This window comes from Streptomyces sp. H27-C3, from assembly GCF_030063415.1.
Lineage (GTDB): Bacteria > Actinomycetota > Actinomycetes > Streptomycetales > Streptomycetaceae > Streptomyces.
In genome coordinates, this window is sequence record NZ_JASITA010000026.1 from 78,623 (window position 1) to 101,490 (window position 22,868).

General features: G+C 71.6%; 20 protein-coding genes. 4 read left to right on the forward strand and 16 right to left on the reverse strand.

What is annotated here, in order from left to right; genetic code table 11:
- Positions 1-69 precede the first annotated feature (69 nt).
- Positions 70-1,155, reverse strand: a complete 1,086-nt coding sequence (locus QMK30_RS24440; RefSeq protein ID WP_283520460.1) for a prephenate dehydrogenase — start codon at positions 1,153-1,155, stop codon at positions 70-72.
- Positions 1,152-1,514 (reverse strand): chorismate mutase, encoded by a 363-nt coding sequence (aroH, locus tag QMK30_RS24445; RefSeq protein WP_283520461.1) that lies wholly within the window; start codon positions 1,512-1,514, stop codon positions 1,152-1,154. Before aroH ends, QMK30_RS24440 begins: the two co-directional genes overlap by 4 nt.
- Before the next feature lie 173 nt (positions 1,515-1,687).
- Here aroH and QMK30_RS24450 point away from each other — a divergent pair, with 173 nt between their 5' ends.
- Both QMK30_RS24450 and QMK30_RS24455 read left to right on the forward strand, forming a co-directional pair.
- Positions 1,688-2,104: a Rieske (2Fe-2S) protein gene (locus QMK30_RS24450; RefSeq protein ID WP_283520462.1), complete on the forward strand. Its 417-nt coding sequence runs from the start codon at positions 1,688-1,690 to the stop codon at positions 2,102-2,104.
- Between the two features lie 19 nt (positions 2,105-2,123).
- Entirely contained in the window at positions 2,124-2,828 is a 705-nt protein-coding gene (locus tag QMK30_RS24455; RefSeq protein WP_283520463.1) for a nucleotidyltransferase domain-containing protein, read from the forward strand.
- Between the two features lie 23 nt (positions 2,829-2,851).
- On the opposite strand, the gene QMK30_RS24460 is transcribed toward QMK30_RS24455, so the two are convergent.
- From QMK30_RS24460 to pyrG, 13 genes are all read right to left on the reverse strand, one after another.
- The gene (locus QMK30_RS24460; protein ID WP_283520464.1) at positions 2,852-3,859 is read right to left on the reverse strand and encodes an ADP-ribosylglycohydrolase family protein; all 1,008 of its coding nucleotides are present in this window, start codon (positions 3,857-3,859) and stop codon (positions 2,852-2,854) included.
- On the reverse strand, positions 3,856-4,593 hold the full coding sequence (locus tag QMK30_RS24465; RefSeq protein ID WP_283520465.1) for an NUDIX hydrolase: 738 nt from the start codon (positions 4,591-4,593) through the stop codon (positions 3,856-3,858). The genes QMK30_RS24460 and QMK30_RS24465 overlap by 4 nt, the downstream gene beginning before the upstream one ends.
- Positions 4,590-5,681: an AAA family ATPase gene (locus QMK30_RS24470; protein ID WP_283520466.1), complete on the reverse strand. Its 1,092-nt coding sequence runs from the start codon at positions 5,679-5,681 to the stop codon at positions 4,590-4,592. The genes QMK30_RS24465 and QMK30_RS24470 overlap by 4 nt, the downstream gene beginning before the upstream one ends.
- Positions 5,678-6,331, reverse strand: a complete 654-nt coding sequence (gene pnuC / locus QMK30_RS24475) for a nicotinamide riboside transporter PnuC (protein ID WP_283520467.1) — start codon at positions 6,329-6,331, stop codon at positions 5,678-5,680. The genes QMK30_RS24470 and pnuC overlap by 4 nt, the downstream gene beginning before the upstream one ends.
- A gap of 152 nt (positions 6,332-6,483) precedes the next feature.
- Positions 6,484-7,902: a pseudouridine synthase gene (locus QMK30_RS24480; protein WP_283520468.1), complete on the reverse strand. Its 1,419-nt coding sequence runs from the start codon at positions 7,900-7,902 to the stop codon at positions 6,484-6,486.
- Positions 7,902-8,597 carry an SMC-Scp complex subunit ScpB gene (scpB, locus tag QMK30_RS24485; protein WP_283520469.1) on the reverse strand — a complete coding sequence of 232 codons (696 nt, stop codon included), beginning with the start codon at positions 8,595-8,597 and terminating at the stop codon, positions 7,902-7,904. The genes QMK30_RS24480 and scpB overlap by 1 nt, the downstream gene beginning before the upstream one ends.
- Positions 8,525-9,688, reverse strand: a complete 1,164-nt coding sequence (locus QMK30_RS24490) for a segregation and condensation protein A (protein ID WP_283520470.1) — start codon at positions 9,686-9,688, stop codon at positions 8,525-8,527. Before QMK30_RS24490 ends, scpB begins: the two co-directional genes overlap by 73 nt.
- 62 nt (positions 9,689-9,750) lie before the next feature.
- The gene (locus QMK30_RS24495) at positions 9,751-10,341 is read right to left on the reverse strand and encodes a hypothetical protein (RefSeq protein ID WP_283520471.1); all 591 of its coding nucleotides are present in this window, start codon (positions 10,339-10,341) and stop codon (positions 9,751-9,753) included.
- A complete protein-coding gene (locus QMK30_RS24500) occupies positions 10,326-11,447 on the reverse strand; it encodes a ParA family protein (RefSeq protein ID WP_283520472.1) in 1,122 nt (373 codons plus the stop codon). The genes QMK30_RS24495 and QMK30_RS24500 overlap by 16 nt, the downstream gene beginning before the upstream one ends.
- A gap of 381 nt (positions 11,448-11,828) precedes the next feature.
- Positions 11,829-12,944, reverse strand: coding sequence for an alanine dehydrogenase (gene ald / locus QMK30_RS24505; protein ID WP_283520473.1), 1,116 nt, complete (start codon positions 12,942-12,944; stop codon positions 11,829-11,831).
- 146 nt (positions 12,945-13,090) lie between these two features.
- A complete protein-coding gene (locus QMK30_RS24510; protein ID WP_283520474.1) occupies positions 13,091-15,127 on the reverse strand; it encodes an NB-ARC domain-containing protein in 2,037 nt (678 codons plus the stop codon).
- Positions 15,128-15,268: 141 nt separating this feature from the next.
- Positions 15,269-15,895, reverse strand: coding sequence for an NUDIX domain-containing protein (locus QMK30_RS24515; protein WP_283520475.1), 627 nt, complete (start codon positions 15,893-15,895; stop codon positions 15,269-15,271).
- 80 nt (positions 15,896-15,975) lie between these two features.
- The gene (pyrG, locus tag QMK30_RS24520) at positions 15,976-17,634 is read right to left on the reverse strand and encodes a CTP synthase (protein ID WP_283520476.1); all 1,659 of its coding nucleotides are present in this window, start codon (positions 17,632-17,634) and stop codon (positions 15,976-15,978) included.
- Positions 17,635-18,029: 395 nt separating this feature from the next.
- On the opposite strand from pyrG, the gene QMK30_RS24525 reads away from it, so the two are divergent.
- Positions 18,030-19,832, forward strand: a complete 1,803-nt coding sequence (locus QMK30_RS24525; RefSeq protein ID WP_283520477.1) for a glycoside hydrolase family 15 protein — start codon at positions 18,030-18,032, stop codon at positions 19,830-19,832.
- Positions 19,833-20,002: 170 nt separating this feature from the next.
- The gene (locus QMK30_RS24530) at positions 20,003-21,631 is read left to right on the forward strand and encodes a PucR family transcriptional regulator (protein ID WP_283520478.1); all 1,629 of its coding nucleotides are present in this window, start codon (positions 20,003-20,005) and stop codon (positions 21,629-21,631) included.
- A 43-nt stretch (positions 21,632-21,674) separates the two neighbouring features.
- Here QMK30_RS24530 and QMK30_RS24535 read toward each other — a convergent pair whose 3' ends face one another.
- Complete coding sequence (locus tag QMK30_RS24535) at positions 21,675-22,772, reverse strand: glycosyltransferase family 4 protein (protein ID WP_283520479.1); 1,098 nt, start codon at positions 22,770-22,772, stop codon at positions 21,675-21,677.
- Positions 22,773-22,868 lie beyond the last annotated feature (96 nt).

A 22,868-nucleotide genomic window follows, 5' to 3' on the forward strand; every position in this document is an offset into this window, starting at 1 on the left:
ACCGCCCGACAGGCCGGCCCCAGGACGCCGTGGCCGGCGCCGCCGGGCTCCGTAGGCGGGCGCCGTGGATCACTGCCGCGTCGACCAGCCGCGCTCCCGCAGGAACGCCCCGAGCGAGGGCGCCGCCTGCGGCTCCACCATCAGCTGGACCAAGCCCGCCTGCTGCCCGGTCGCGTGCTCGATGCGTACGTCCTCGATGTTGACGCCCGCCCTGCCCGCGTCCGCGAAGATCCGGGCCAGCTCGCCCGGCTGGTCGCTGATGAGGACGGCCACGATCTCGTACGTCGTCGGGGCGGCGCCGTGCTTGCCGGGCACCCGCACCCGGCCCGCGTTGCCGCGCCGCAGCACGTCCTCGATGCCCTGCGCGCCCCTCTGCCGCTTGTCCTCGTCGGCGGACTGGAGGGAGCGCAGCGCCCGGACCGTCTCGTCCAGGTCCAGCGCGACCCCGGCGAGCACGTCCGCCACCGGGCCCGGATTCGCGGAGAGGATCTCGATCCACATCCGCGGGTCGGACGCCGCGATGCGGGTGACGTCCCTGATGCCTTGCCCGCAGAGCCGTACGGCCGTCTCGTCCGCGTCCTCCAGCCGCGCCGCGACCATGGAGGAGATCAGCTGGGGGGTGTGCGAGACGAGCGCGACGGCGCGGTCGTGCGCGTCGGCGTCCATGACCACGGGCACGGCCCGGCACAGGGCGACCAGTTCCAGCGCGAGATTCAGGACCTCGGTGTCGGTGTCACGGGTCGGGGTGAGCACCCAGGGGCGGCCCTCGAAGAGGTCGGCGGTGCCGGACAGCGGGCCCGAGCTCTCCTTGCCGGCCATCGGGTGCGTCCCGATGTACGGCGTGAGGTCGCAGCCCAGCGCCTCCAGCTCCCGGCGGGGACCGCCCTTGACGCTGGCGACGTCCATGTACGCGCGCCCGGCGCCGTGCCGCATCGCGTCGGCCAGCGTCGTGGCCACGTGCGCCGGCGGTACGGCGACGATCACGAGGTCGACGCGTGACTCGGGCGCCTCCACGGTGCCCGCGCCGAGCGAGGCCGCGGTGCGGGCCTGGGCGGGGTCGTGGTCGACGAGGTGGACCGCGACCCCGCGTCCGGCGAGGGCGAGCGCGGCGGAGGTGCCGATCAGGCCGGTTCCGATGACGAGGGCGGTTCTCACTGGGCGATGTCCTTGCGGAGGGCGGCGGCCGCGCCGAGGTAAATGTGCGAGATCCCGGTCTTGGGCAGGTCCGACTCGATGTGCGCGAGGATCCGCACGACGCGCGGCAGCGCGCCCACGATGTCCAGTTCCTGGGCGCAGATCAGCGGGACGTCGACGATGCCGAGCTTGCGGGCGGCCGCGGCCGGGAAGTCGCTGTGGAGGTCCGGTGTGGCGGTGAACCAGATGCTGATGAGGTCGTCGGCGGTGAGCCCGTTGCGCTCCAGGATGGCGGTGAGCAGCTCGCTGACCTGCTCGTCCATGTGACCGGCCTCGTCCCGCTCCAGTTGGACGGCCCCACGGACTGCTCGTACTGCCACATCGTGCTCCTCGCTCCGTACCTCGACTGCGCCTGCTTCGTTCAGCCTAGTTCGGCAGGAGCGGCCGGGCTTCACCCGTTCTGTCGGTGAGACGCCTCGGGGGGGGGCGGGGGGCGGGATGCGGCCCCGCGACGCGTGGAGCGCGACGAGCATCCGCCCGGCGCCGCGGCGGCGTGCCGGCCGCCGGCTGCGGCAAGTACGGCGACGAGAACAGCGGTGGCGGCGATCCCGCCCCCGAGCCCCCGAAGCCGCCGGAGAGCGACCCGGCCGAGGGCGGGCCGTCCGACGAGGCGGCTCCCGCCGACCAGGAGTTGGCCAGGACCTCGGAGGTCCCGGTGGGCGGCGGCCGGGCCTTCGGCGCCGAGAAGGTCGTGGTGACCCAGCCGGACACGGGCACCTTCAAGGCACTCTCCGCGGCCTGTACCCATCAGGGACGCCTGGTGAAGACCGTCGAAGGCGGCACCATCAACTGCCCGTGCCACGGCAGCGAGTTCCGGGTCGCGGACGCCTCGGTCGTGGGCGGACCGGTCCCGAAGCCACTCGCGCCACGCCGCATCACGGTGGAAAGTGATTCGATCCGCCTGGTGTGACTGCGGCACAATCCGGTCCATGATCCCGTCTCCCGCGTCCGTGCCGACGCCCGAAGAGCTCGTACGCCATCACACGGTGTACTCCTGCGTGATGGGCTCGCGCGCCTTCGGTCTCGCGACGGAGACCAGCGACACCGACCGCCGCGGCGTCTTCCTCGCGCCGACCCCGCTGTTCTGGCGCTTCGACAAGCCGCCGACGCATGTGGACGGCCCCGCCGACGAGCAGTTCTCCTGGGAGTTGGAGCGCTTCTGTGAGCTGGCTCTGCGCGCCAATCCCAACATCCTGGAGTGCCTGCACTCCCCGCTCGTCGAACACGTCGACGCGACCGGCGAGGAACTGCTATCCCTGCGTGCGGCGTTCCTGTCCAGGCAGGCCCATAGGACCTTCGTGCGGTACGCGGCGGGCCAGCGCAAGAAACTGGACGCGGACGTCCGGCAGTACGGCGCCCCGCGCTGGAAGCACGCCATGCATCTGCTGCGGCTGCTCGGCAGTTGCCGCGATCTGCTGCGCACGGGCGAGCTGACACTCGACGCCGGCGACGACCGCGAACGGCTGCTCGCGGTCAAGCGCGGCGAGGTCGCGTGGCCGGATGTGGAGCGCTGGATGGAGCGCGCCGGGACGGAGGCCGACAGGGCCGAGCCGAACAGCCCGCTGCCTCGGGAGCCGGGCCGGGCGAGGGTCGAGGACTTCCTGATCCGGACGCGCCGCGCGTCAGCCTGCTGAGCAACGACCACAGTTCGCCGTGATCAAGCGTCCCAGAGGGCGCCCAGGCTCAGCAGCTCACTCCGGTACTCGATGCGCTCGGCCCACCGCTCGGGCCACGCCCCCGCCCCCAGATGCGCCCCCGCGAACGCCCCCGCGAGGCAGGCGATCGAGTCCGAGTCGCCCTTGGTGCAGGCGGCCCGGCGCAGGGCGGTGACGGGCTCCTCCGGGAAGAGCAGGAAGCACAGCAGCGCGGTGGCCAGGGCCTCTTCGGCGATCCAGCCCTCGCCGGTCGCCAGGCACGGGTCGGTTTCCGGGGACGGCGAACGCAGCGCGTTCGCGACCCGCTCCAGGACCGCCAGGCACTCGTCCCAGCCCCGCGCGATGAACGCTTCCGGCGAGGCGTCGTGGGAGCGGGTCCACAGGTCGCCGAGCCAGTGGTGGTCGTAGCGGGTGCGGTTCTCGTAGGCGTAACTGCGCAGGAGACCCACCAGGCCGGTCGGCTCCGCGCCCTGGGCCAGCAGGTACACCGCGTGGGCCGTCAGATCGCTCGCCGCCAGCGCCGTCGGGTGGCCGTGGGTGAGCGCGGACTGCAACTGGGCCGCCCCCGCCCGCTGCTTGTCGTTCAGACCGGGCACCAGGCCGACCGGCGCGACCCGCATATTGGCCCCGCAGCCCTTGGAGCCGACCTGGCTGGCGTCCTGCCAGCGCAGGTCGCTGTCCAGCTTCTCGCAGGCGACCAGGCAGGTGCGCCCGGGGGCGCGGTTGTTCTCGGGCGAGTGGAACCAGTTGACGAATTCCTCGCGCACCGGCCGCGCCATCCGCAGCGGCGCGAGCCCACCGCGTTCCATCGCGGTCCGTATCCCCTGGCCCAGGGCGAGCGTCATCTGGGTGTCGTCGGTGACGATCGCCGGCCTGGGCAGCTCCATCTCGCGCCACGGCCCGCATTTCGCGAGGATCGCCGGTACGTCGCTGAACTCGGTCGGGAATCCCAGCGCGTCCCCGAGCGCGAGGCCCATCAGCGAACCGGTGGCTGCCTGCTTCGTATTCATGCGGATCGTCCTTCCGGGCGCAGAAGTGGTGGATGCAGTGCGGTGGCGGAGCCCGCCCGGTACAGGGCGGCCGGTTTGCCACGCCCTCCCGTACGGCGTGGGGCGCCCTCCACGGGCTCGACGAAGCCGGGGGTGGCGAGGACCTTGCGCCGGAAGTTGGGCCGGTCCAGGGGCACGCCCCAGACCGTCTCGTACACCTGCTGGAGGTCCCCCAGCGTGAATCCGGGCGGGCAGAACGCCGTGGCCAGGCAGGTGTATTCGAGCTTCGCGCCGATGCGCTCGCGCGCGTCGGCGAGGATGCCCGCGTGGTCGAAGGCCAGCTCGTGCGCCGCGTCCGCCGGCATCCACTGGGCGTGCGCCGCGTCGCCGCCGCCGCGTGGCTCCGGCAGGCCGGGGACGAGCGCGGTGTAGGCGACGGAGACGACCCGCATCCGCGGGTCGCGGTCCGGCTCGCTGTAGGTGCGCAGCTGCTCCAGGTGGAGCGCGGCAGCGGACTGCTGGGAGAGACCGGTCTCCTCGGCCAGTTCGCGCCGGGCCGCCAGTTCGGCGGACTCCCTCGGGAGTACGAAGCCGCCGGGCAGCGCCCACGCCCCGGCGTAGGGGGCCTGCCCCCGTTGGATCAGCAGGACGTGCAACCGCCCGGCGCGCACGGTGAAGACGGCCAGGTCGACGGTGACGGCGAACGGCGCGAAGGCGTGCGGATCGTAGCCACCGGGCACCTGTGCGCCGGTCATCGTCGCTCCGGGAGAGGATCGGTGAAGCCCCAGCCCTCGGCGAGCAGCGCGTCCACGGCGGCGACCGCTGCCGCCAGCCGCTCCTCGTGCGGTCCGCCGAGGGTGACGAAACGCCGCCCGGTACGGGCGAGTTCCGTACGGAAACGTTCTGTCATCCAGGGCCGCAGGTGTTCCCCGTCGCGCAGCCCGTCGTCCTCGAAGGGCACGCGCGTGTGGTCGGTGAGCAGCCACAGGTGCTGCGAGCCCCGGGCCGCGATCCGGGCGACCTCGGGGTTGGGGCCGCCCAGGTAGCGCTCGTGCCAGATCGTGGTGGCGAAGGCGTCGGTGTCGCAGAACAGCACGGGCGAGCCCGCGCCGGCCGCGGCGTCCTCGTCGTCGGCCTGCCGCTGGGCGATCAGGGGGAACTCCTCCGAGGTGAAGGTGGCATCCGGCCAGTCCGCGTCCGGCCGCTCGGCGCGCAGCGCGGTCAGTTTCCGCTCGCTGAACTCCCGCCCGTACTCCGGTACGTATTGGGTCCCCGCCCAGACGCCGCCGCGCGCCCGGTAGTGCCCGGTAAGCGCCCGCGCCATGGTCGTGGTCCCGGTGGACTCGGCGCCGAGGACGACCACCCGCCGGGCGAGGGCGGCCCGTACGGGCGGCTCCAGACAGTCCCAACGGCCGACGGGGTCCGCGCGTACGGCGGTCGCCGACACCGGGAAAGCCGTGCGCTCCGGGTCGACGCACACGGACTCCGCGCCGAAGCGCCGGGCGAGCTCGTCGCCGTACGCCTCGGAGGTGAAGACGGCGTCGACGGGGGTGGGCACGGCGGCCAGGAAGACCGCCATGTGCGCGTCCCACACGTCGGGGTCGGTGGTGTCGACCGGGATATCGTCGACGGCGCCGACGACATCGGCGTCCGGGTGCACAGCGCGCATCCACTCCACCCGGTCCGCGAGCGGAACGGATTCGGCGGAGGAGGCGCACACCAGGACGGTGAGCCGCTCGCAGCGGCTCTGCGCGGTGCGGACGAGATGGTGGTGTCCGGCGTGCGGCGGATAGAACTTCCCGAGCACCAGCGCGTGCTTGTACGTCGTCGTGGATGTCGTCATGCCACCGCCTCCACGGTCCGGGGCCGCCGCGCGGCCAGATCGCGGCGCCAGTTCCGCAGCCCCATGACACAGAGCGCCATGAAACCCACGTACAGCAGGGAGGTGAGGTAGAGCCCCTTGTAGGCGTAGAGCGGGACGTACACCACGTCGGCCGCGATCCACAGCCACCACGACTCGACGCGCTTCCTGCACTGCCCGTACGTCGCGGTCAGCGACAGGGCGGTTGTCAGGGCGTCCCAGAAGGGGACGGTCGAGTCCGTGGCACGGTCGAGGAGGAGCGTCAGGGCGAGTGTCCCCACCGCCCCCGCCGCCAACAGCCAGATCCACTCGGTACGGCTCGTGCGCCGTACCGGGAGGGCCGTGGAGCCTGGTCCACCCCCGTGGGTCCAGGTCCACCAGCCGTAGGCGGCGAGGGTGATGAAGACGACCTGCAGGCCGGCGTCGGCGTACAGGCCCGCCTGGGTGAACAGCAGGATGAAGAGAAGGTTGTTGGCGATGCCGATCGGCCAGTTGGCGATGTGCTGGCGGGCCACGAGCCAGACGCAGAGCGCCCCGCTGCCGAAGCCGAGAACCTCGGTCCAGCTCACCGGGGTGTCCAGAACGGTCACCAACGGCTGCTGGAGTGGTTCGAGTATGTCTGCGAGACTCACGCCCGCCCCCTTAATGGTCATGGTGACTATAAAGGGGCGCGATCCGCAGCACAAGCAGCAGGCGCTGCGAAGAAAAGGCCCCCGGCCGGTTCCTGTACGTACAGGAACCGGCCGGGGGCCTCACAGCCTCACGGCTTCTCGGAAGGTGCGGCCTACAGGCCGACTTCCTTCATCAGCATGCCGACCTCGGTATTGGTGAGGCGGCGCAGCCAGCCGGACTTCTGGTCACCGAGCGGGATCGGCCCGAAGGACGTCCGCACGAGCTTCTCGACCGGGAAACCGGCCTCGGAGAGCATGCGGCGCACGATGTGCTTGCGGCCCTCGTGGAGGGTCACCTCGACCAGGTAGTTCTTGCCGACGTTCTCGACGACGCGGAAGTGGTCGGCGCGGGCGTACCCGTCCTCCAGCTCGATGCCGTCCTTGAGGCGCTTGCCCAGGTCGCGCGGGAGCGGTCCCTGGATGGCGGCGAGGTAGGTCTTCTTCACGCCGTACTTCGGGTGGGTCAGCCGGTGGGACAGCTCGCCGTGGTTGGTGAGCAGGATGATGCCCTCGGTCTCGGTGTCCAGCCGGCCCACGTGGAAGAGACGCGTCTCACGGTTGTTCACGTAGTCGCCGAGGTTCTGGCGGCCGTCCGGGTCGCCCATCGTCGCGACGACACCGGCGGGCTTGTTCAGCGCGAAGAAGAGGTGTGACTGGGTGGAGACCGTCAGGCCGTCGACCTTGACCTCGTCCTTGTGCACGTCGACGCGCTTGCCCTGCTCGGTGACGACCTCGCCGTTCACCTCGACACGGCGGCGCTCGATCAGCTCCTCGCAGGCTCGGCGCGATCCCATGCCGGCGCGGGCGAGGACCTTCTGCAGACGCTCGCCCTCCTGCTCGGCTCCGGGGTGCGTCCTGGGGGTCTGGACCAGCGGCTTGTCGTGCCGCTCGCGGTTGCGCTCCTCGATCTTGGCGTCGAGCTCGCGCGGGCGGGCCGGGGTGGTGCGGGAACCGCGGATGGGGCCGCCGCCGATCCGGTTGCCGCTCTGCGGGGTCTTGGGACCGCCCTTGGCACCGCCGCGCGCGGACGCGCCGCGACCGCTGCCGGCCTGGGGTCCACTGCGGCTGCCGCCGGACTGAGGGCCACCACGGGCACGCTCACCACCGGACTGCGGGCCGCCACGGCCTCGCTCGCCACCGGACGAGGGACCACCGCGGCCACGCTCGCCGCCGGAGGGAGCGCCACCGCGGCCTCGCTCGCCACCGGACGAGGCGCCACCACGGCCACCGCCGGAAGGAGCGCCACCACGGCCACCGGACTGCGGGCCGCCACGGCCCCTGTTGCCGTCGGACGGGGCGCCGCCACGGCCGCCGCCACCGCTGCGCGGGGCCGCGCCGCGGCCACCACCACCGGTGCTGCCACCGCCCCTGCGGCTGTCACCGTCGGAGGAACCGGCACCGCCGACGTCGTAACGGCGCTCCTCGGGGCGGGGGCGGTCGATACGGCCCTGGTTGTCGTCGCGACCGCCGCCCGCACCCCTCTTGCTCCGGTCGTTGCCGCTGCTTCCGCTGTTCCTGCCGCTGCTTCGCATCAAAAATCCGTCTTGTCGTCTGCGTCGGTGTCCGGGGCGTCCGGATCGAACGACGGCACACCCTCTTGTGTCTCGGCCTCGATCGCATCCGCCTCGGGGAGGAAGGGCGCGAGCTCCGGGAGCTCGTCCAGGCCACGCAGGCCCATCCGCTCCAGAAAGTAGTTCGTCGTCCTGTACAGGATCGCACCTGTTTCGGGTTCCGCGCCCGCGTCCTCGATCAGACCCCGCTGGAGGAGGGTCCTCATCACGCCGTCGCAGTTCACACCGCGTACGGCGGAGACCCTTGATCGGCCGACCGGACCGCGGTACGCGACGACCGCGAGGGTCTCCAGGGCGGCCTGGGTGAGCCGGGCCTGCTGTCCGTCCAGTACGAAGGCCTCGACCGCCGCCGCGTACTGCGGCCGGGTGTAGAACCGCCACCCACCGGCCACCAGCCGCAGCTCGAAGCCGCGTGCCTGCACGGCGTACTCGTCGGCCAGCTCGCGCAGGGCGTCGGCGACGGCTCGGCGGGGCCGCTCCAGCACCTTGGCCAGGTGTTCCTCGGTCGCGGGCTCGTCGACCACCATGAGGACCGCCTCCAGGGCGGGTCCGAGGTCGAGATCCGCGACGGTACCGGGCTCGCTCACGCCTTCTCCTCCACCAGTTGGTCGAACTCGTCCGTCACCACGGGCTGCGCCGTCTCGCCGCCCGTCCATCGCACCATGAGCTCCCCCAGCGCCTCCTCCTGGTCCAGGGCGACGACCTTCTCCCGGTAGAGCTCCAGGAGAGCCAGGAAGCGGGCGACGATCGTCAGGGTGTCGGAGGCGTCCGCGGTGAGCGTCGCGAAGCTCGCTCCGCCGGCCTCCCGCAGCCGCGCCACGACCACGTCCGCCTGTTCCCGCACGGACACCAGCGGGGCGTGGATGTGGTCGATGTACACCTGCGGCTCGGCCCTGGGCTGCATCGCCTTCACGGCGAGCCTGGCGAAGCCGTCGGCGCCGACGCTGATGACGACGTCGGGCAGCAGCGCGGCGTGGTGCGGCTCCAGGCCGACCGTCCGCGGGTAGCGGCGGCCCTCGGCCGCCAGGCGCTCGCTGAAGATGTCCGCGATCTGCTTGTACGCGCGGTACTGGAGCAGCCGCGCGAACAGCAGGTCCCGCGCTTCGAGGAGCGCGAGGTCCCCCTCGTCCTCCACCTCGGCGGTGGGCAGCAGCCGCGCGGCCTTCAGATCGAGCAGGGTGGCGGCGACGACGAGGAACTCGGTGGCCTGGTCGAGGTCCCAGTCCGGGCCCATGGCACGGATGTGCACCATGAATTCGTCGGTGACCTTCGACAGCGCGACCTCGGTGACGTCGAGTTTGTGCTTGGAGATGAGCTGGAGCAGCAGATCGAAGGGGCCCTCGAAGTTCACCAGCCGAACGGTGAACCGCCCGTCGCCGGGCCCGGTGGGTACGGGCGGATCGGCGGTCGCCACAGGCTCGCTGGATGCGGTCAGACCGGCGGACACTGGCGGATCGGCGGTCGCCACAGGCTCGCTGGGTACGGCGACCGGCTCAGCGGGCGCGACCGGATCGACAGGTGTGGCGACCGGACCGGCCGGTGCCGTCGGACCGGCGGGCACTGGCTGCTCAGCGGGCGCCGCCGCGGGCTCCGGCTCCGCCGGACCGTCGGGCTCGGAAAGATCCGCCCCCGGGGTCACGCCGTCGCGCGGCGCCCCCGGTGGACGGAGTGGACGGACCACACCCGGGCCGCCCCCCAGACGGCGGCGGGGGACGCCGACGGGCTCGGCGGGGTCAGTAGGCGGCATCGCGGTCCAGAGTGCGGGAAAAAAGACGGGCAGGGGTAGCGCGCAGGCTACCGCCGGGCCGGTCAGCGCCCGCGCAGGCGCCGTACGAGGATGCTCGCGTCGCCGCGCGACTCCAGGTCCGCGAGGACCACCGCGACCGCCTCACGGACAATCCGCCCGCGGTCCACGGCAAGGCCGTGCTCGCCGCGCAGCACCAGCCGCGCGTGCTCGAGGTCCATCAGTTCCTCGGCCGAGACATAGACCGTGATCTTCTCGTCGTGGCGCTCGCGCCCGCTCGGCCGCCGGTTCGCCCCACGCCCGCCCCGTCGCCGCGGCTGGCCGCCGGACGGCTGCCCGGCCGGACGCTGCTGCGCCTGCTGCTGGCTCTCCTGCTGACGCCGGGCCTGCGCGGCGGCCTGATCGCCGTCCGCGGCCCGGCTGCGATGCCCTGCCGACTCCGCGTCGGCCGCGCCGTGCTCCAAGCCGTCCCCGGCCCTGGCGGGCGAGGACGACGGCGCGTCGGACTGCTCGGCCGCGGAGTCGCTGTCCCGTGCGGGCGCCGGCACCCGCGGCTCAGCGTTGGACGGCCGCCTCGGGGACGAACCCTGCAGCGCCATGCCCCCGGTCGTGCGGAACAGTTCGTCGGCGCCCGGCAGACTCACTCGGCGTGACACCGGGCGAGCACCTCCCTGGCGAGCTGACGATAAGCGGCCGCACCGACCGAGTTGGAGGCGTACGTGGTGATCGGCTCACCGGCGACCGTGGTCTCCGGGAAGCGGACGGTCCGTCCGATCACCGTGTGGTACACGTAATCGTCGAAGGCCTCGACCACTCGGGCGAGCACCTCACGGCTGTGGACCGTACGGGAGTCGTACATCGTGGCGAGGATGCCGTCGAGCTCCAGCTCGGGGTTGAGCCGCTCCTGGACCTTCTCGATCGTCTCCGTGAGCAGCGCCACACCGCGCAGTGCGAAGAACTCGCACTCCAGCGGCACGATCACCCGGTGGGCGGCCGTCAGCGCGTTGACGGTGAGCAGACCGAGCGAGGGCTGACAGTCGATCACGATGTAGTCGTAGTCCGCCATCAGCGGCTTGAGCGCCCGCTGGAGCGTGGACTCGCGAGCCACCTCGCTGACCAGCTGAACCTCGGCGGCCGAGAGGTCGATATTGCTCGGCAGCAGGTCCATGTTGGGCACCGCGGTCTTCAGGAGCACGTCGTCGGCCGACATTCCCCGCTCCATGAGCAGGTTGTAGACCGTGAGGTCGAGCTCCATCGGGTTCACGCCGAGACCGACCGACAGGGCTCCCTGCGGGTCGAAGTCGACGAGCAGCACCCGCCGTCCGTACTCCGCGAGAGCCGCACCCAGGTTGATGGTCGACGTCGTTTTGCCGACGCCGCCCTTCTGGTTGCACATGGCGATGATCTGCGCGGGACCGTGAGAGGTCAGCGGACCGGGGATCGGGAAGTACGGCAGCGGCCGTCCGGTCGGGCCGATGCGCTCGCGGCGCTGGCGTGCAGCGTCGGGGGCGAGGGTGGCCGCGTACTCGGGGTCGGGTTCGTATTCGGCATCGGGATCGTAGAAGTGCCCTTCGGGCACCTCGTCGAAATCGGCGAAGCGTGTGGTGGACTTGTCGCCACTCTGGTCGCCGGCCATGGCGTTCACGTGTAGGCCGTCCATGCTCTGGTGGGCTGTCGTCATGTGCTGATGGGTGGCGAAGGTGCGGACAGCGACGGAGCCGACAGCCTCGAGCCCCGATGGGCTCTGGCCCCGTGCAGGCATTCCTGGCTGACCACCCCCGGGAGTAAATGTCGACTCATTCACAAGTCGTCTTACCTCCTTGGACGTGACCAGGAAACTTATCGATAGGTCAGCGTGGCACCATGCCGACGGTTGGCGACTCTATGGCGTGTCACCGGTCCGCAGCAACACAATCCGCCGGACCCGGCCCGTTGTGTCGGCAACCGAACACCCCTCTGTCAAGGGTGCGGGGACGCGAAACGGGGGCTCGACCTGCGCGTTTCGCGGGTGCACGAAACGGGTCAAGCGGTACGTTCGCGGCTAGTTGAGCGTGTCCACAGAAGTCGTCGGATACGCATCCGGCCGGCCCTTGCACGGCAAGGTCCGGCCGGATGCGCGAGGTTGACGAACCGGGTTGACCGGTCAGCCGAGGAGCGTGCTCAGTTCGGTGTGCGGCAGGCCGTGGGCCTCGGCCACCTCACGGTAAACGACCTGGCCGTCATGGGTGTTGAGGCCCTTGGCGAGCGCCGGGTCGCGGCGCAGCGCCTCGACCCAGCCGCGGTTCGCGAGCTCCACGATGTACGGCAGCGTGGCGTTGGTCAGCGCGTACGTCGAAGTATTGGGAACTGCACCCGGCATGTTCGCCACGCAGTAGAAGACCGAGTTGTGGACCATGAAGGTCGGCTCGGCGTGCGTGGTCGGGTGCGAGTCCTCGAAGCAACCGCCCTGATCAATCGCAATGTCGACAAGGACACTTCCGGGCTTCATCTTGGCGACAAGCTCGTTCGTGACGAGCTTCGGGGCCTTCGCGCCGGGGATGAGGACGGCGCCGATGACGAGGTCCGCCTCGACGACGGCCTTCTCCAGTTCGAACGCGTTCGAGACGATCGTCTGCACCTTGGTGCCGAAGATCTTGTCGGCCTCGCGCAGCTTGTTGACGTCACGGTCGAGCAGGGTCACGTGGAAGCCCATGCCGACGGCGATCTGGGTGGCGCTCCAGCCGGAGACACCGCCGCCGATGACGACGGCCTTGCCCGCGGCCGTGCCCGGGACACCGCCGGGCAGCACGCCACGGCCGCCGACCGAGCGCATCAGGTGGTACGCGCCGACCTGCGGGGCCAGCCGGCCCGCGACCTCGGACATCGGGGCGAGCAGCGGCAGCGCGCGGTTCGCGGTCTCGACCGTCTCGTACGCGATGGCCGTGGTGCCGGACTCCAGAAGGGCGTCCGTGACGGCGCGGCCCGCGGCAAGGTGCAGGTAGGTGAAGAGCGTCTGGTCCTTGCGGAGGCGGTGGTACTCCTCGGCGATGGGCTCCTTGACCTTCAGGAGCAGCTCGGCGGTGGCCCAGACCTCGTCGGCGGTGGACAGGATCCTCGCACCGGCGGCGACGTACTCGGCGTCCGTGATCGAGGAGCCGGCACCGGCGTTCTGCTCAATGACCACCTGGTGGCCGTGGCGCACGAGCTCGTGCACTCCGGCGGGGGTGATGGCCACCCGGAACTCGTTGTTCTTGACCTCGCGGGGGATGCCGACCAGCACGATGGATCACGGTCCTTGGCTCAGGGGATTTATTCGGTCAATGCCATACATACCCAGATACGTAGGGCACGTCCGGGGTACACCGCGGTAGGACGCGGCGGAGCCAGTCTAATGAAGGATTTCTGGCTGTCTAGCCTTACAAAGCATCAATCTCTCGCCGAACTGCTACGGATTTCGCAGGTAGAACCCTCTTCTTCGAGCAAGGTTTCCGCAGCGCTCCTGTGCAGCCGGGCGGCTGCCGGGTCGCCGAGCCGGTCGAGCGTGTCGGCCAGTCGCAGCTGCAGCGCGGCCCGAAGCCGCACCTCACCGGCCTGCCGCGCCCACTCCACGGCCTCCTGACAGGTACGCATCGACTCCTCGGGACGCCCCGCGTACTCCTGCACCCGGGCCACCTCGCTCAACGCCCTTGCGTAGCCCGCGAGATCGCCCAGGCGGCGGTGCCCGGACGCGGCGGCCCGCCAGTCGCGCAGCGCGTCGCCGTACCGCCCCGCATAGGTGTGCACGGTGCCCAGTCGCCCGTACAACCGCGCCGCGTCCGCGTGCTCCCCGCGTGCCAGCCGCTGCGCGAGCGCCCTGCCGTACCAGTCCGCGCCCCGGGGCCAGTCCCCCAGATCCTGATGGGCGCCGCCTACGGATTCCATCGCGCGGGCCGTCGCGTACGGATCGGCGGCCGCCCGTCCCGCGTCCAGGGCGGCCCGGTAGCGCACCAGCGCGTCCTGCGTACGTCCGGTCTGCGCGTCCAGGTCGGCGAGGTTCAGCAGCGCGGCGGCCTGCTCCCGGTGCAGTGAGCACCGCTCGGCCACGGCGAGTACGAGCCGGTGCAGCCCGTACAGCTCGGGGGCCGCCGCCTCGGTGCCCCGGTGGGCCGCCAGCGCCCGCACCAGGGCGGCGACGAGCCGCCGGGCCAGGGTGTCGAGCTCGCCGTCCTCGACCGCGATCCGGGCCGAGGCGAGCAGCGCGTCCTGCCGGATCCGCAGCCACTCGGCGGCGGTGAAGGCGTTGGGGAAGCGCAACGCGCGCGGCAGCCCCGCCATCTTCTTGCGGGCCGCGGAGCCGTCGGGCTCGGTGGTCGCCCGGCAGGACTGGAGCTGACGCACGGTCCGCTCCAGCATCCTGGCCCGCGCCAGCTGGACCTCGGCGGGCCGGTCGCGGTCCTCCATCAGGGCGCGCAGCAGGGGCGCCAGACAGCCCGGCACCTCGTAGAGCACGCCGTCGCGCCTGAGCAGACCGAGCCCCGCGAAGTCGTCCAGCGTCGACTGGGCCGCCGAGACCGAGCAGCCGGCCAGGGCGGACGCGGTGTGCGCGTCGGCGAGACCGGCGGGCGCGAGGGCGAGCAGTCGCAGTATCCGCGCGGCCGTCTGCGGCAACGACTCGTACACGAACCGGAAGGAGCGGGCCAGTGGCCTGCTCCCGGTGGGCTGCGCCGAGTCGAAGGGCATGTCGTGCAGCTGCTTGGTCACATCGGCGACCGAGGACTTGGGCCGGGCCGTGAGCCAGCCGCCGACCAGCACCAGAGCGGCGGGTTGTCCCCCGCACTCCTCGGCGAGCGCGGCGGCGGCCGTCGGATCGACGGTGACCCGCACCGCGCCCGCGAAACGCGCCAGCAGCTCGACGGCGGCGCCGCTTTCCAGGCCGCCGATGCTGCACGGCCGGACGTCCGGGATCCCGGTCAGCGGGCCCTGCGAGGTGGCGATCACCAGGCAGTCGGAGTTGTCGGGCAGCAGCGGATCGACCTGCTCGGCGTCGACGGCGTCGTCCAGGAGCAGCAGGGCGCGCCGTACGGAGAGCGCGTCGCGGACCATCTCGGACAGCTCGTCCTCGCCGGCCCCGGGCGGCGCCGCGATCCCCAGGTCGTCGAGCAGGGCGCGGGCGGTCCGCTCGGTGGGGACGCGCTCGCCGCCCGGCGTGGTCAGCCGGGCGCGCAGGGCGCCGTCCGGATAGGTGTCCGCGAGGCTCGCGGCGAGCGATCCGGCGAGGGCGGTGCGCCCCGAACCGGGACGCCCGGCGATCAGCAGGACGCGGGCCCGGGGTGCCTTGCGGCCGGAGATCGTGTCGAGTCCGGCACGCTCGATGTCGGCGCGCAGGGCCTTCAGCTCGCGCTGTCTGCCGAAGAATTCACCCGTCGCCCACCCTGCCGCGGAACCTGCCGCCGTGCCGCTGGTGTCCACCGCCTGATCCGTCACGGGCCACGCTCCCGTCCGCCTGCGCACAAGCCCGCCGCGACTGCGGCCGGGAACTCCGAGCGTAGTTCACGCATCGTGACGAACCGGGTTGAGCGCGGCGGGGGCATCCCCCAATCGGATCAGCGTTTTTTCACAAGGCCACTACGCGTCAAAGGGCCGTGCGGGCCACGGGGCGTCGGCCGGGCGCAGCGTGTCGAGGCCCTCGCCTGCGAGCACGGCGGTGAGCGCGAGGGCGCCCACGACCAGGCAGTTGTTGTGCAACTCCCCGGCGAGAACGCCGCGTACGAGATCGGCGAGGGGAACGCGGGCCTGCTCCATGTCGGCCTCTTCCTCCTCGACCTCGAAGCGCTCGCAGTCGGCCTCGGAGAGATCGCGGGCGAGGAAGATCCGTACCGCCTCGTCACAGCCGCCCGGCGTGGTGAAGACGTCAGTCAGCACCCGCCAGTCCTCGGCCTTGACGTGTGCCTCCTCGTAGAGCTCGCGCTGCGCCGCGTGCAGCGGGTTCTCGCCGGGGACGTCGAGCAGTCCCGCGGGGATCTCCCAGAGCTTGTGCCGTACGGGGTGGCGGTACTGACGGATGACCAGGACACACCCGGAGTCATCGAGGGCGAGGACCGCCACGGAGCCGGGGTGGACCTGGTAGTCACGGCGCACCACACCGCCACCGGGCATGACCACATCGTCCGTGCGGACACTGGTCTTGTTCCCCGTGAAGGGGGTGGTGGTCGCGGTGACCTGCCACTCCTCGGGAGTGTCCTCGATGGCCATGTACATCCTCCAAGCAAATGAGAACCGGGGTGCCGGTCTCCTGAAAAAGACCCGCACCCCGGAACCGTATCGCCTGTTGCCTACTGGCCCGTGCTGCCCGTCTTGCGCTCCACGGCGGCCTTGACCAGGCCCGCGAAGAGCGGGTGCGGGCGCGTCGGGCGCGAGCGGAGCTCCGGGTGCGCCTGGGTGGCGACCAGGTAGGGGTGGATCTCCCGCGGGTACTCGACGTACTCGACGAGCTTGTTGTCCGGGGAGGTTCCCGAGAAGACCAGACCGGCCTTCTTCTCCAGCTCCGCGCGGTAGGCGTTGTTCACCTCGTAGCGGTGGCGGTGGCGCTCCTCGACGTACGGCAGGTCCCCGTAGGCCTCACGGACGATCGAGCCCTCGGCGAGCTTCGCCGGGTACAGGCCCAGGCGCATGGTGCCGCCCAGGTCCCCCGCGCCCTCGACGTACGCCAGCTGCTCCTCCATGGTGGAGATCACCGGGTGGGCGGTGGCGGCGTCGAACTCGGTGGAGTTGGCGTCGGGGATGTCCGCGAGGTTGCGCGCGGCCTCGATGACGATGCACTGCAGACCGAGGCACAGGCCCAGCAGCGGGATCTTGTTCTCCCGGGCATAGGTGATCGTGCCGACCTTGCCGTTGACACCGCGGTCGCCGAATCCGCCGGGCACGCAGATCGCGTCGACGTCGGCGAGCTCCTTGGCGGCGCCCGCCGGGGTCTTGCAGTCGTCGGACGCGACCCACTTGACCTTGACGCGGGCCTTGTTGGCGAAGCCGCCCGCGCGGATCGCCTCGGTGACCGAGAGGTACGCGTCGGGCAGGTCGACGTACTTGCCGACGAGCGCGACAGTGATCTCGTGGTCCGGGTTGTGGACGCGGTCGAGCAGGTCGTCCCAGGTGCGCCAGTCGACGTCGCGGAACGGCAGGTCGAGCTTGCGCACGACATAGGCGTCCAGGCCTTCGGTGTGCAGCACCTTGGGGATGTCGTAGATCGACTTGGCATCCTTGCAGGCCACGACCGCGGCCTCGTCGACGTCGCACATCAGCGAGATCTTGCGCTTGATGGACAGCGGTACGTCGCGGTCGGCGCGCAGCACGATGGCGTCCGGCTGGATACCGATGTTGCGCAGCGCCGCCACCGAGTGCTGGGTCGGCTTGGTCTTCAGCTCGCCGGCGGGGCCGATGTAGGGCAGCAGCGAGATGTGCACCACGAAGACGTTGTCGCGGCCGACCTCGTGGCGGACCTGACGGACCGTCTCCAGGAACGGCAGCGACTCGATGTCGCCGACCGTGCCGCCGACCTCGGTGATGACGACGTCGACGTCGTCGGTCGCCATGCGCCGGATGCGGTGCTTGATCTCGTTGGTGATGTGCGGGATGACCTGCACGGTGTCGCCCAGGTACTCGCCGCGGCGCTCCTTGGCGATGACCGTGGAGTAGACCTGGCCGGTGGTGACGTTGGCCGAGCCGTCGAGGTCGACGTCGAGGAACCGCTCGTAGTGGCCGATGTCCAGGTCGGTCTCGGCGCCGTCGTTGGTGACAAACACCTCACCGTGCTGGAAGGGGTTCATCGTGCCGGGGTCGACGTTCAGGTAGGGGTCGAGCTTCTGCATGGTGACCCGAAGGCCCCGCGCCTTGAGCAGCGCGCCCAGGCTGGAAGCCGTAAGGCCCTTACCGAGGGAGGAGGCGACACCCCCGGTGACGAAGATGTGCTTGGTCGTCATGGATTTGGGCGGCATCGCCAAGAGGGGGCTCCCGTGGTCGCGAGGTGAGGGTGCGTACCGGCTGCCGACCCGGGATTTCGGGAGGCGCCGTCGCTGCGGTCGGGGGTTCTCTGCCCACCGGTCCACGGGTTACCAGGGTAACAGCGACGAGGCGAGGACGCTTCCGGCCACGCGCCGGACCTCGTTCGACCTGCCGCTCACCTGCCGCTCACCCGTTCGGCGGACTCGCGTTGCCGAGACGGTCGCGCAGATCACCGAGGTGCGTCGTATCCTGCTCGGATACATCGCTGCGAGCCGGCCGGCGAAGGCACCATCACCGCCCGCTCCCGGGTCCAAACGAGCTCGTCGAAGATCCCCTGACCGCACGTGCCCCACGGGGGCAGCAGCGGCCGTTCGACTGGAGATTGCACGTGGCCGGGCGCATCGAGGACTACGCACTTATCGGAGACATGCAGACAGCGGCGCTGGTCTGCAGGGACGGCTCGGTCGACTGGCTGTGCCTCCCCCGCTTCGATTCCCATGCCGTATTTGCCGGACTTCTCGGCACCGAGGAACACGGATTCTGGCGGGTCGGCCCGGCGCACGCGGCCGATGCCGGACCACCGGCGGCGACCCGCCGCCGCTATCGCGGGGACTCACTGATCCTCGAATCGGAGTGGGACACCCCGCGCGGCACGGTCAGAGTGACCGATTTCATGCCGCCGCGCGACGGCGCGCCCCAGCTGATCCGGATCGTGGAGGGCGTCAGCGGCCGGGTGCCCATGCGCTCCGCGCTGCGGATGCGTTTCAGTTACGGGCGTGTGGTGCCCTGGGTCCGCAAGGTCGACGCGCGCACCGTCGCCGTCGCCGGGCCCGACTCGGTGTGGCTGGATTCGGACACCGAGACCTACGGCAAGAACCTCACGACGTACTCCGATTTCACCGTCGCGCCCGGTGACCGGATCGCCTTCACCATCAGCTGGCAGCCCTCCCACAAGGACGCGCCGCCGCTGCCCGAGCCCGAGGCCGCGCTGGAGGCCACGGCCGAATTCTGGCGCGACTGGGTGGACCACTGCACGTACCACGGGCCCTACCGTGAGGCCGTGGTCCGCTCACTGATCACCCTGAAGGCGCTCACCTACGCCCCGACGGGCGGCATCGTCGCCGCGCCGACGACCTCACTGCCGGAGGACATCGGCGGCTCCCGCAACTGGGACTACCGCTACACCTGGCTGCGGGACGCCGCGATCACCCTGTCGTCGCTGCTGCGCACCGGCTACCGCGAGGAGGCGCGGGCCTGGCGCGAGTGGCTGCTGCGCGCGGTCGCGGGCGATCCGGAGAATCTGCAGATCATGTACGGGATCGCGGGCGAGCGTGAGCTGGGCGAGGCCGAGCTCGACTGGCTGCCCGGGTACGAGAATTCGGGGCCGGTCCGGGTCGGCAACGGCGCGGCGGGCCAGCTGCAGCTGGACGTGTACGGCGAGGTGACCGAGGCGCTCCACCTGGCCCATATGACGGGCCTGGCGCGCAACGACTACGCCGCGCTGCTCCAGCTCAAGCTGATCCGCTACCTGGAGGACCACTGGGACCAGCCCGACGAGGGCATCTGGGAGGTCCGCGGCCCGCGCCGCCACTTCGTGCACTCCAAGGTGATGGCCTGGGTCGCGGTCGACCGCACGATCAAGCTGATCGAGTCGGGCGACGCGGACGGTCCGATCGAGAAGTGGCGCGATCTGCGCGACGACATCCACCGCGATGTGTGCGAGAAGGGGTACGACCCGGAGCGCAACACCTTCACCCAGTCCTACGGCTCGAATGAGCTGGACGCCTCCCTGCTGCTCATTCCGCAGATGGGTTTCCTGCCGCCCGACGACAAGCGGGTCATCGGCACCATCGAGGCGATCCAGCGGGAACTGTCCACGGAGGACGGTTTCGTACTGCGGTACCCGACGTCCGGTGACTCCCTGGGCGTGGACGGTCTGGAGGGCGACGAGGGCGCCTTCCTGGCGTGTTCGTTCTGGCTCGCCGACGACCTGGCGATGATCGGCCGGGTCGACGAGGCCCGGATCCTCTTCGAGAAGCTGCTGGCCCTGCGCAACGATCTGGGGCTGCTCGCCGAGGAATGGGACTCCAAGCTGCAGCGCCAGGTGGGGAACTTCCCGCAGGCGTTCAGCCACGTGCCGCTGATCGACACGGCGCTGCGGCTGACCGCGAGCGGAGCGTACGGCGGCTGAGCCGCCGGGGTTCCGGAAGCGACCCACCTGCGTGACATATGCCACAACAGGCAGGGGGTCGCTCAAAGCCCTCGCGGGGGCGACGAGTTGTCGGGGCAGGGGGCGCCGGGATCCGTCCCGTGACCCCGGGGTGATGGTCCTTGGACAGGCACGCGAGTAGCGTCCGCCGCATGGACACTCAGGGCGGTATCACCGTGCAACGGGCACTTGAGCTGCCAGGACTCCGCGGCGGGCTGCCCGAGGTCGTCGCGGGCGCCGACCGGCTGAACCGCACGGTGCGGTGGGTGCACGCCGGTGAGGTCCCGAACATCGCCTCGCTCCTCAAGGGCGGCGAGCTGCTGCTCACGACCGGCCTCGGCCTCGGAACCCGCCCCGCAGAGCAGCGCGCCTTCGTCCGCAGGCTCGCGGACCGCAAGATCGCGGCGCTGGTGGTGGAGCTGGGTCCGCGCTTCAGCCGGCTGCCGTCGACGATCGTGGACACCGCGCGGGCGGCCGGGCTGCCGCTCGTACAACTGCACCGCGAAGTGGCCTTCGTGTCCGTGACCGAGGAGATCCACACCGAGATCGTCAACGGGCACTACACGCTGCTGCGGCGGGCCGAGGAGGTCCACCTGCGGTGTACGCAGGCGCTGCTCGGCGGGGGCGGGATCCCGCAGGTCCTCGGCATCCTCGCGGACTTCACCGCCAACCCGGTGTTCCTGGAGACGGCGGACGGTCAGCTGCTGTACGCCGCCGCACCCGAGGCGGGTGAGGCCTGCGCCGACCCGTTGCAGGTGTGGGAGGGGCTGCGCGGGCAGCGGGAGGCGCGCGAGGAGGGGCCGCCCGCGAACGGCGTGCTGGTGGACGTGCCGGGCGGCGGGCACGGCGCGGGCGCCGTACGGGCCAGGATCGCCCTGCTCGCGGTGTCCGCCCCTCTGCTGCCCGTGCACCGGATCGCGGCGGAACGGGCCGCCGGAATCCTCGCGGTCGTCCTGATGCAGGCGCGCCAGGAGGAGGAGCTCGCGGCCCGCGGGCGCGGCGACTTCCTGACGGACCTGGCGCAGGGCCGCATCACCGCCGATGACGCCCCCGCGCAGGCCAGGGTGCTGGGCTTCAAGCCGGGCGACGGGCCGCTCCTGCCGGTGGTGATGCGGATGGCGGCCGAGCTGTCGCCGACGGGCAACTGGGCGGTGCTGGCGCGGGCCGTCCTGGAGGAGTTGTCGGCGGTGGGTGTGCCGGTACTCCTCGGCGTACGCCCCGTGGAGGGCCGGGTACCGCTGCTGCTCGGCCTGCGCACCGAATCCGAACGCACGGCGGTGGCCGACCGGGTCGCGGCGGCGCTGCGGGCCGGGGTGGAGCGAGCCGGCCTCGGGCGCGCGGGCGGCATTCCGCCGGTCGTGGTCGTCGGCGTCGCGGGCAACTGGACGGCGGCTTCGGCGGGTCTGCGGCACGCCGCGGAGACGGCGACGGCGGCGGAGGGACTCCCCGAGCGGCCCTGGTACGACGCCCGCCGCCTGGACATCGACCTGCTCCTCTGGCGCCTGCGCGAGCACCCGGACCTGGCGGCCTTCGTGGACCGGGCGATCGGCCCGCTCCGCGACCACGACAGGACGGCGCGCCCGCCGCTGCTGCCCACCCTGCAGACGTTTCTCGCACACGCGGGCCGCAAGGCGGAAACGGCCCGCGAGCTGCACCTGAACCGCCAGACGCTCTACAACCGGCTGGCGCGCATCTCGGAGTTGCTGGGCACCGACCTGGACGACCCGCAAACGGTGCTGGCCCTTAGCCTGGCCCTGAGGGCCCGCCGCCACACGGCTTAGCGCCGGCCCGGAGGGCTTCGGGAAGGGTGGGCCGGTCGGCCCGTCAGCCGGTCAACTCGTCATACACACTCAACACCTGCGTGACGGTCTCATCCTCCGTCGGCCAGGTGGCCGCCTGCGCCCGCCCGGCCTCCCCCAGCCACTGGCACCGCGCGGGATCCGCCAGCAACCGCACAACAGCCCCCGCAAGGGCCTCCGTGTCCCCGTAAGGAACAAGTTCGGCCGCGTCACCCACCAGCTCGGGCACCCCGCCGACCGCCGTGGCAACCAGCGGCACACCCGCCCGCAGAGCCTCCTGCGCGAGAAGGGAACGCGCCTCCCACCGGCTGGAAAGCACCGCGATGTCGGCGACGGCCAGCAGCTCGCCAATGTCCTCACGGTGCCCGATCAGCCTGACGGGCAGCGCCTCGGCCTCGATACGGCGCTGAAGCCCGCCCCGCTCACGGCCCTCTCCGGCGATGACCAGCAGAGGTACCGGGTCGAGATCGCGCCACGCACGGGCAGCGTCCAGCAGGGCTCCGTATCCCCGGTGCCGCACGAGGCTCCCGACGGCCATGATCAACGGCCGGTCGACGGCGCCCAGTTCGGCGCGCGCCTTGCTCTCGTGGGCGTTCACCGACGGGCGCGGCGTGGGCACGGTGACCGGCGCGAGCCGCGCATCGCGCGCCCCCCGGTTGCGGGCCCGGTCGACGAGATCGGACGACGCCCCGAGCACGATGGCGGCTGCCTTGGCGGCCCTGCGCTCCAGCAGGCGTACGAGATGCCCGCGCGCACCCTCGGCGTGCGCCCGACTGTGCCAGGTGACGACCAGGGGAACGCGCCGCCCCCGCAACGCCAGCGCGGCCCGCACAGCGGCGTGGAGCCCGTGCGCGTGCACGATGTCCGCCCCGACGCAGGCCGCGCGCAGCGTACCGACGGCCGCGGGGTCGCTGCGCCCGGCCACGGCCACGAAATTGGCCCCGGCGCCGACGAAATCGTAGGTACGCTCCAGTTCGGCGGGGGCGCACACGGTGACCCGTACGCCCCGTGCGACGAGCCCGGCGGCCAGCGACCTGACGTGCGTGCTACTGCCCGCGCTGCCACCGCCCAGCACTTGGACAGCGCACAACGGCGACTGGCCGTACGGCGGGGTGCTGCTCACGGTGGTCGGAGCTCCTGAGTCGGCGTCGGACGGTGGAAAGGGAGGTGTGACGTACTGCGCCAAGAATGCCAGTCCGCACGCGTGTTCCGGCACTGC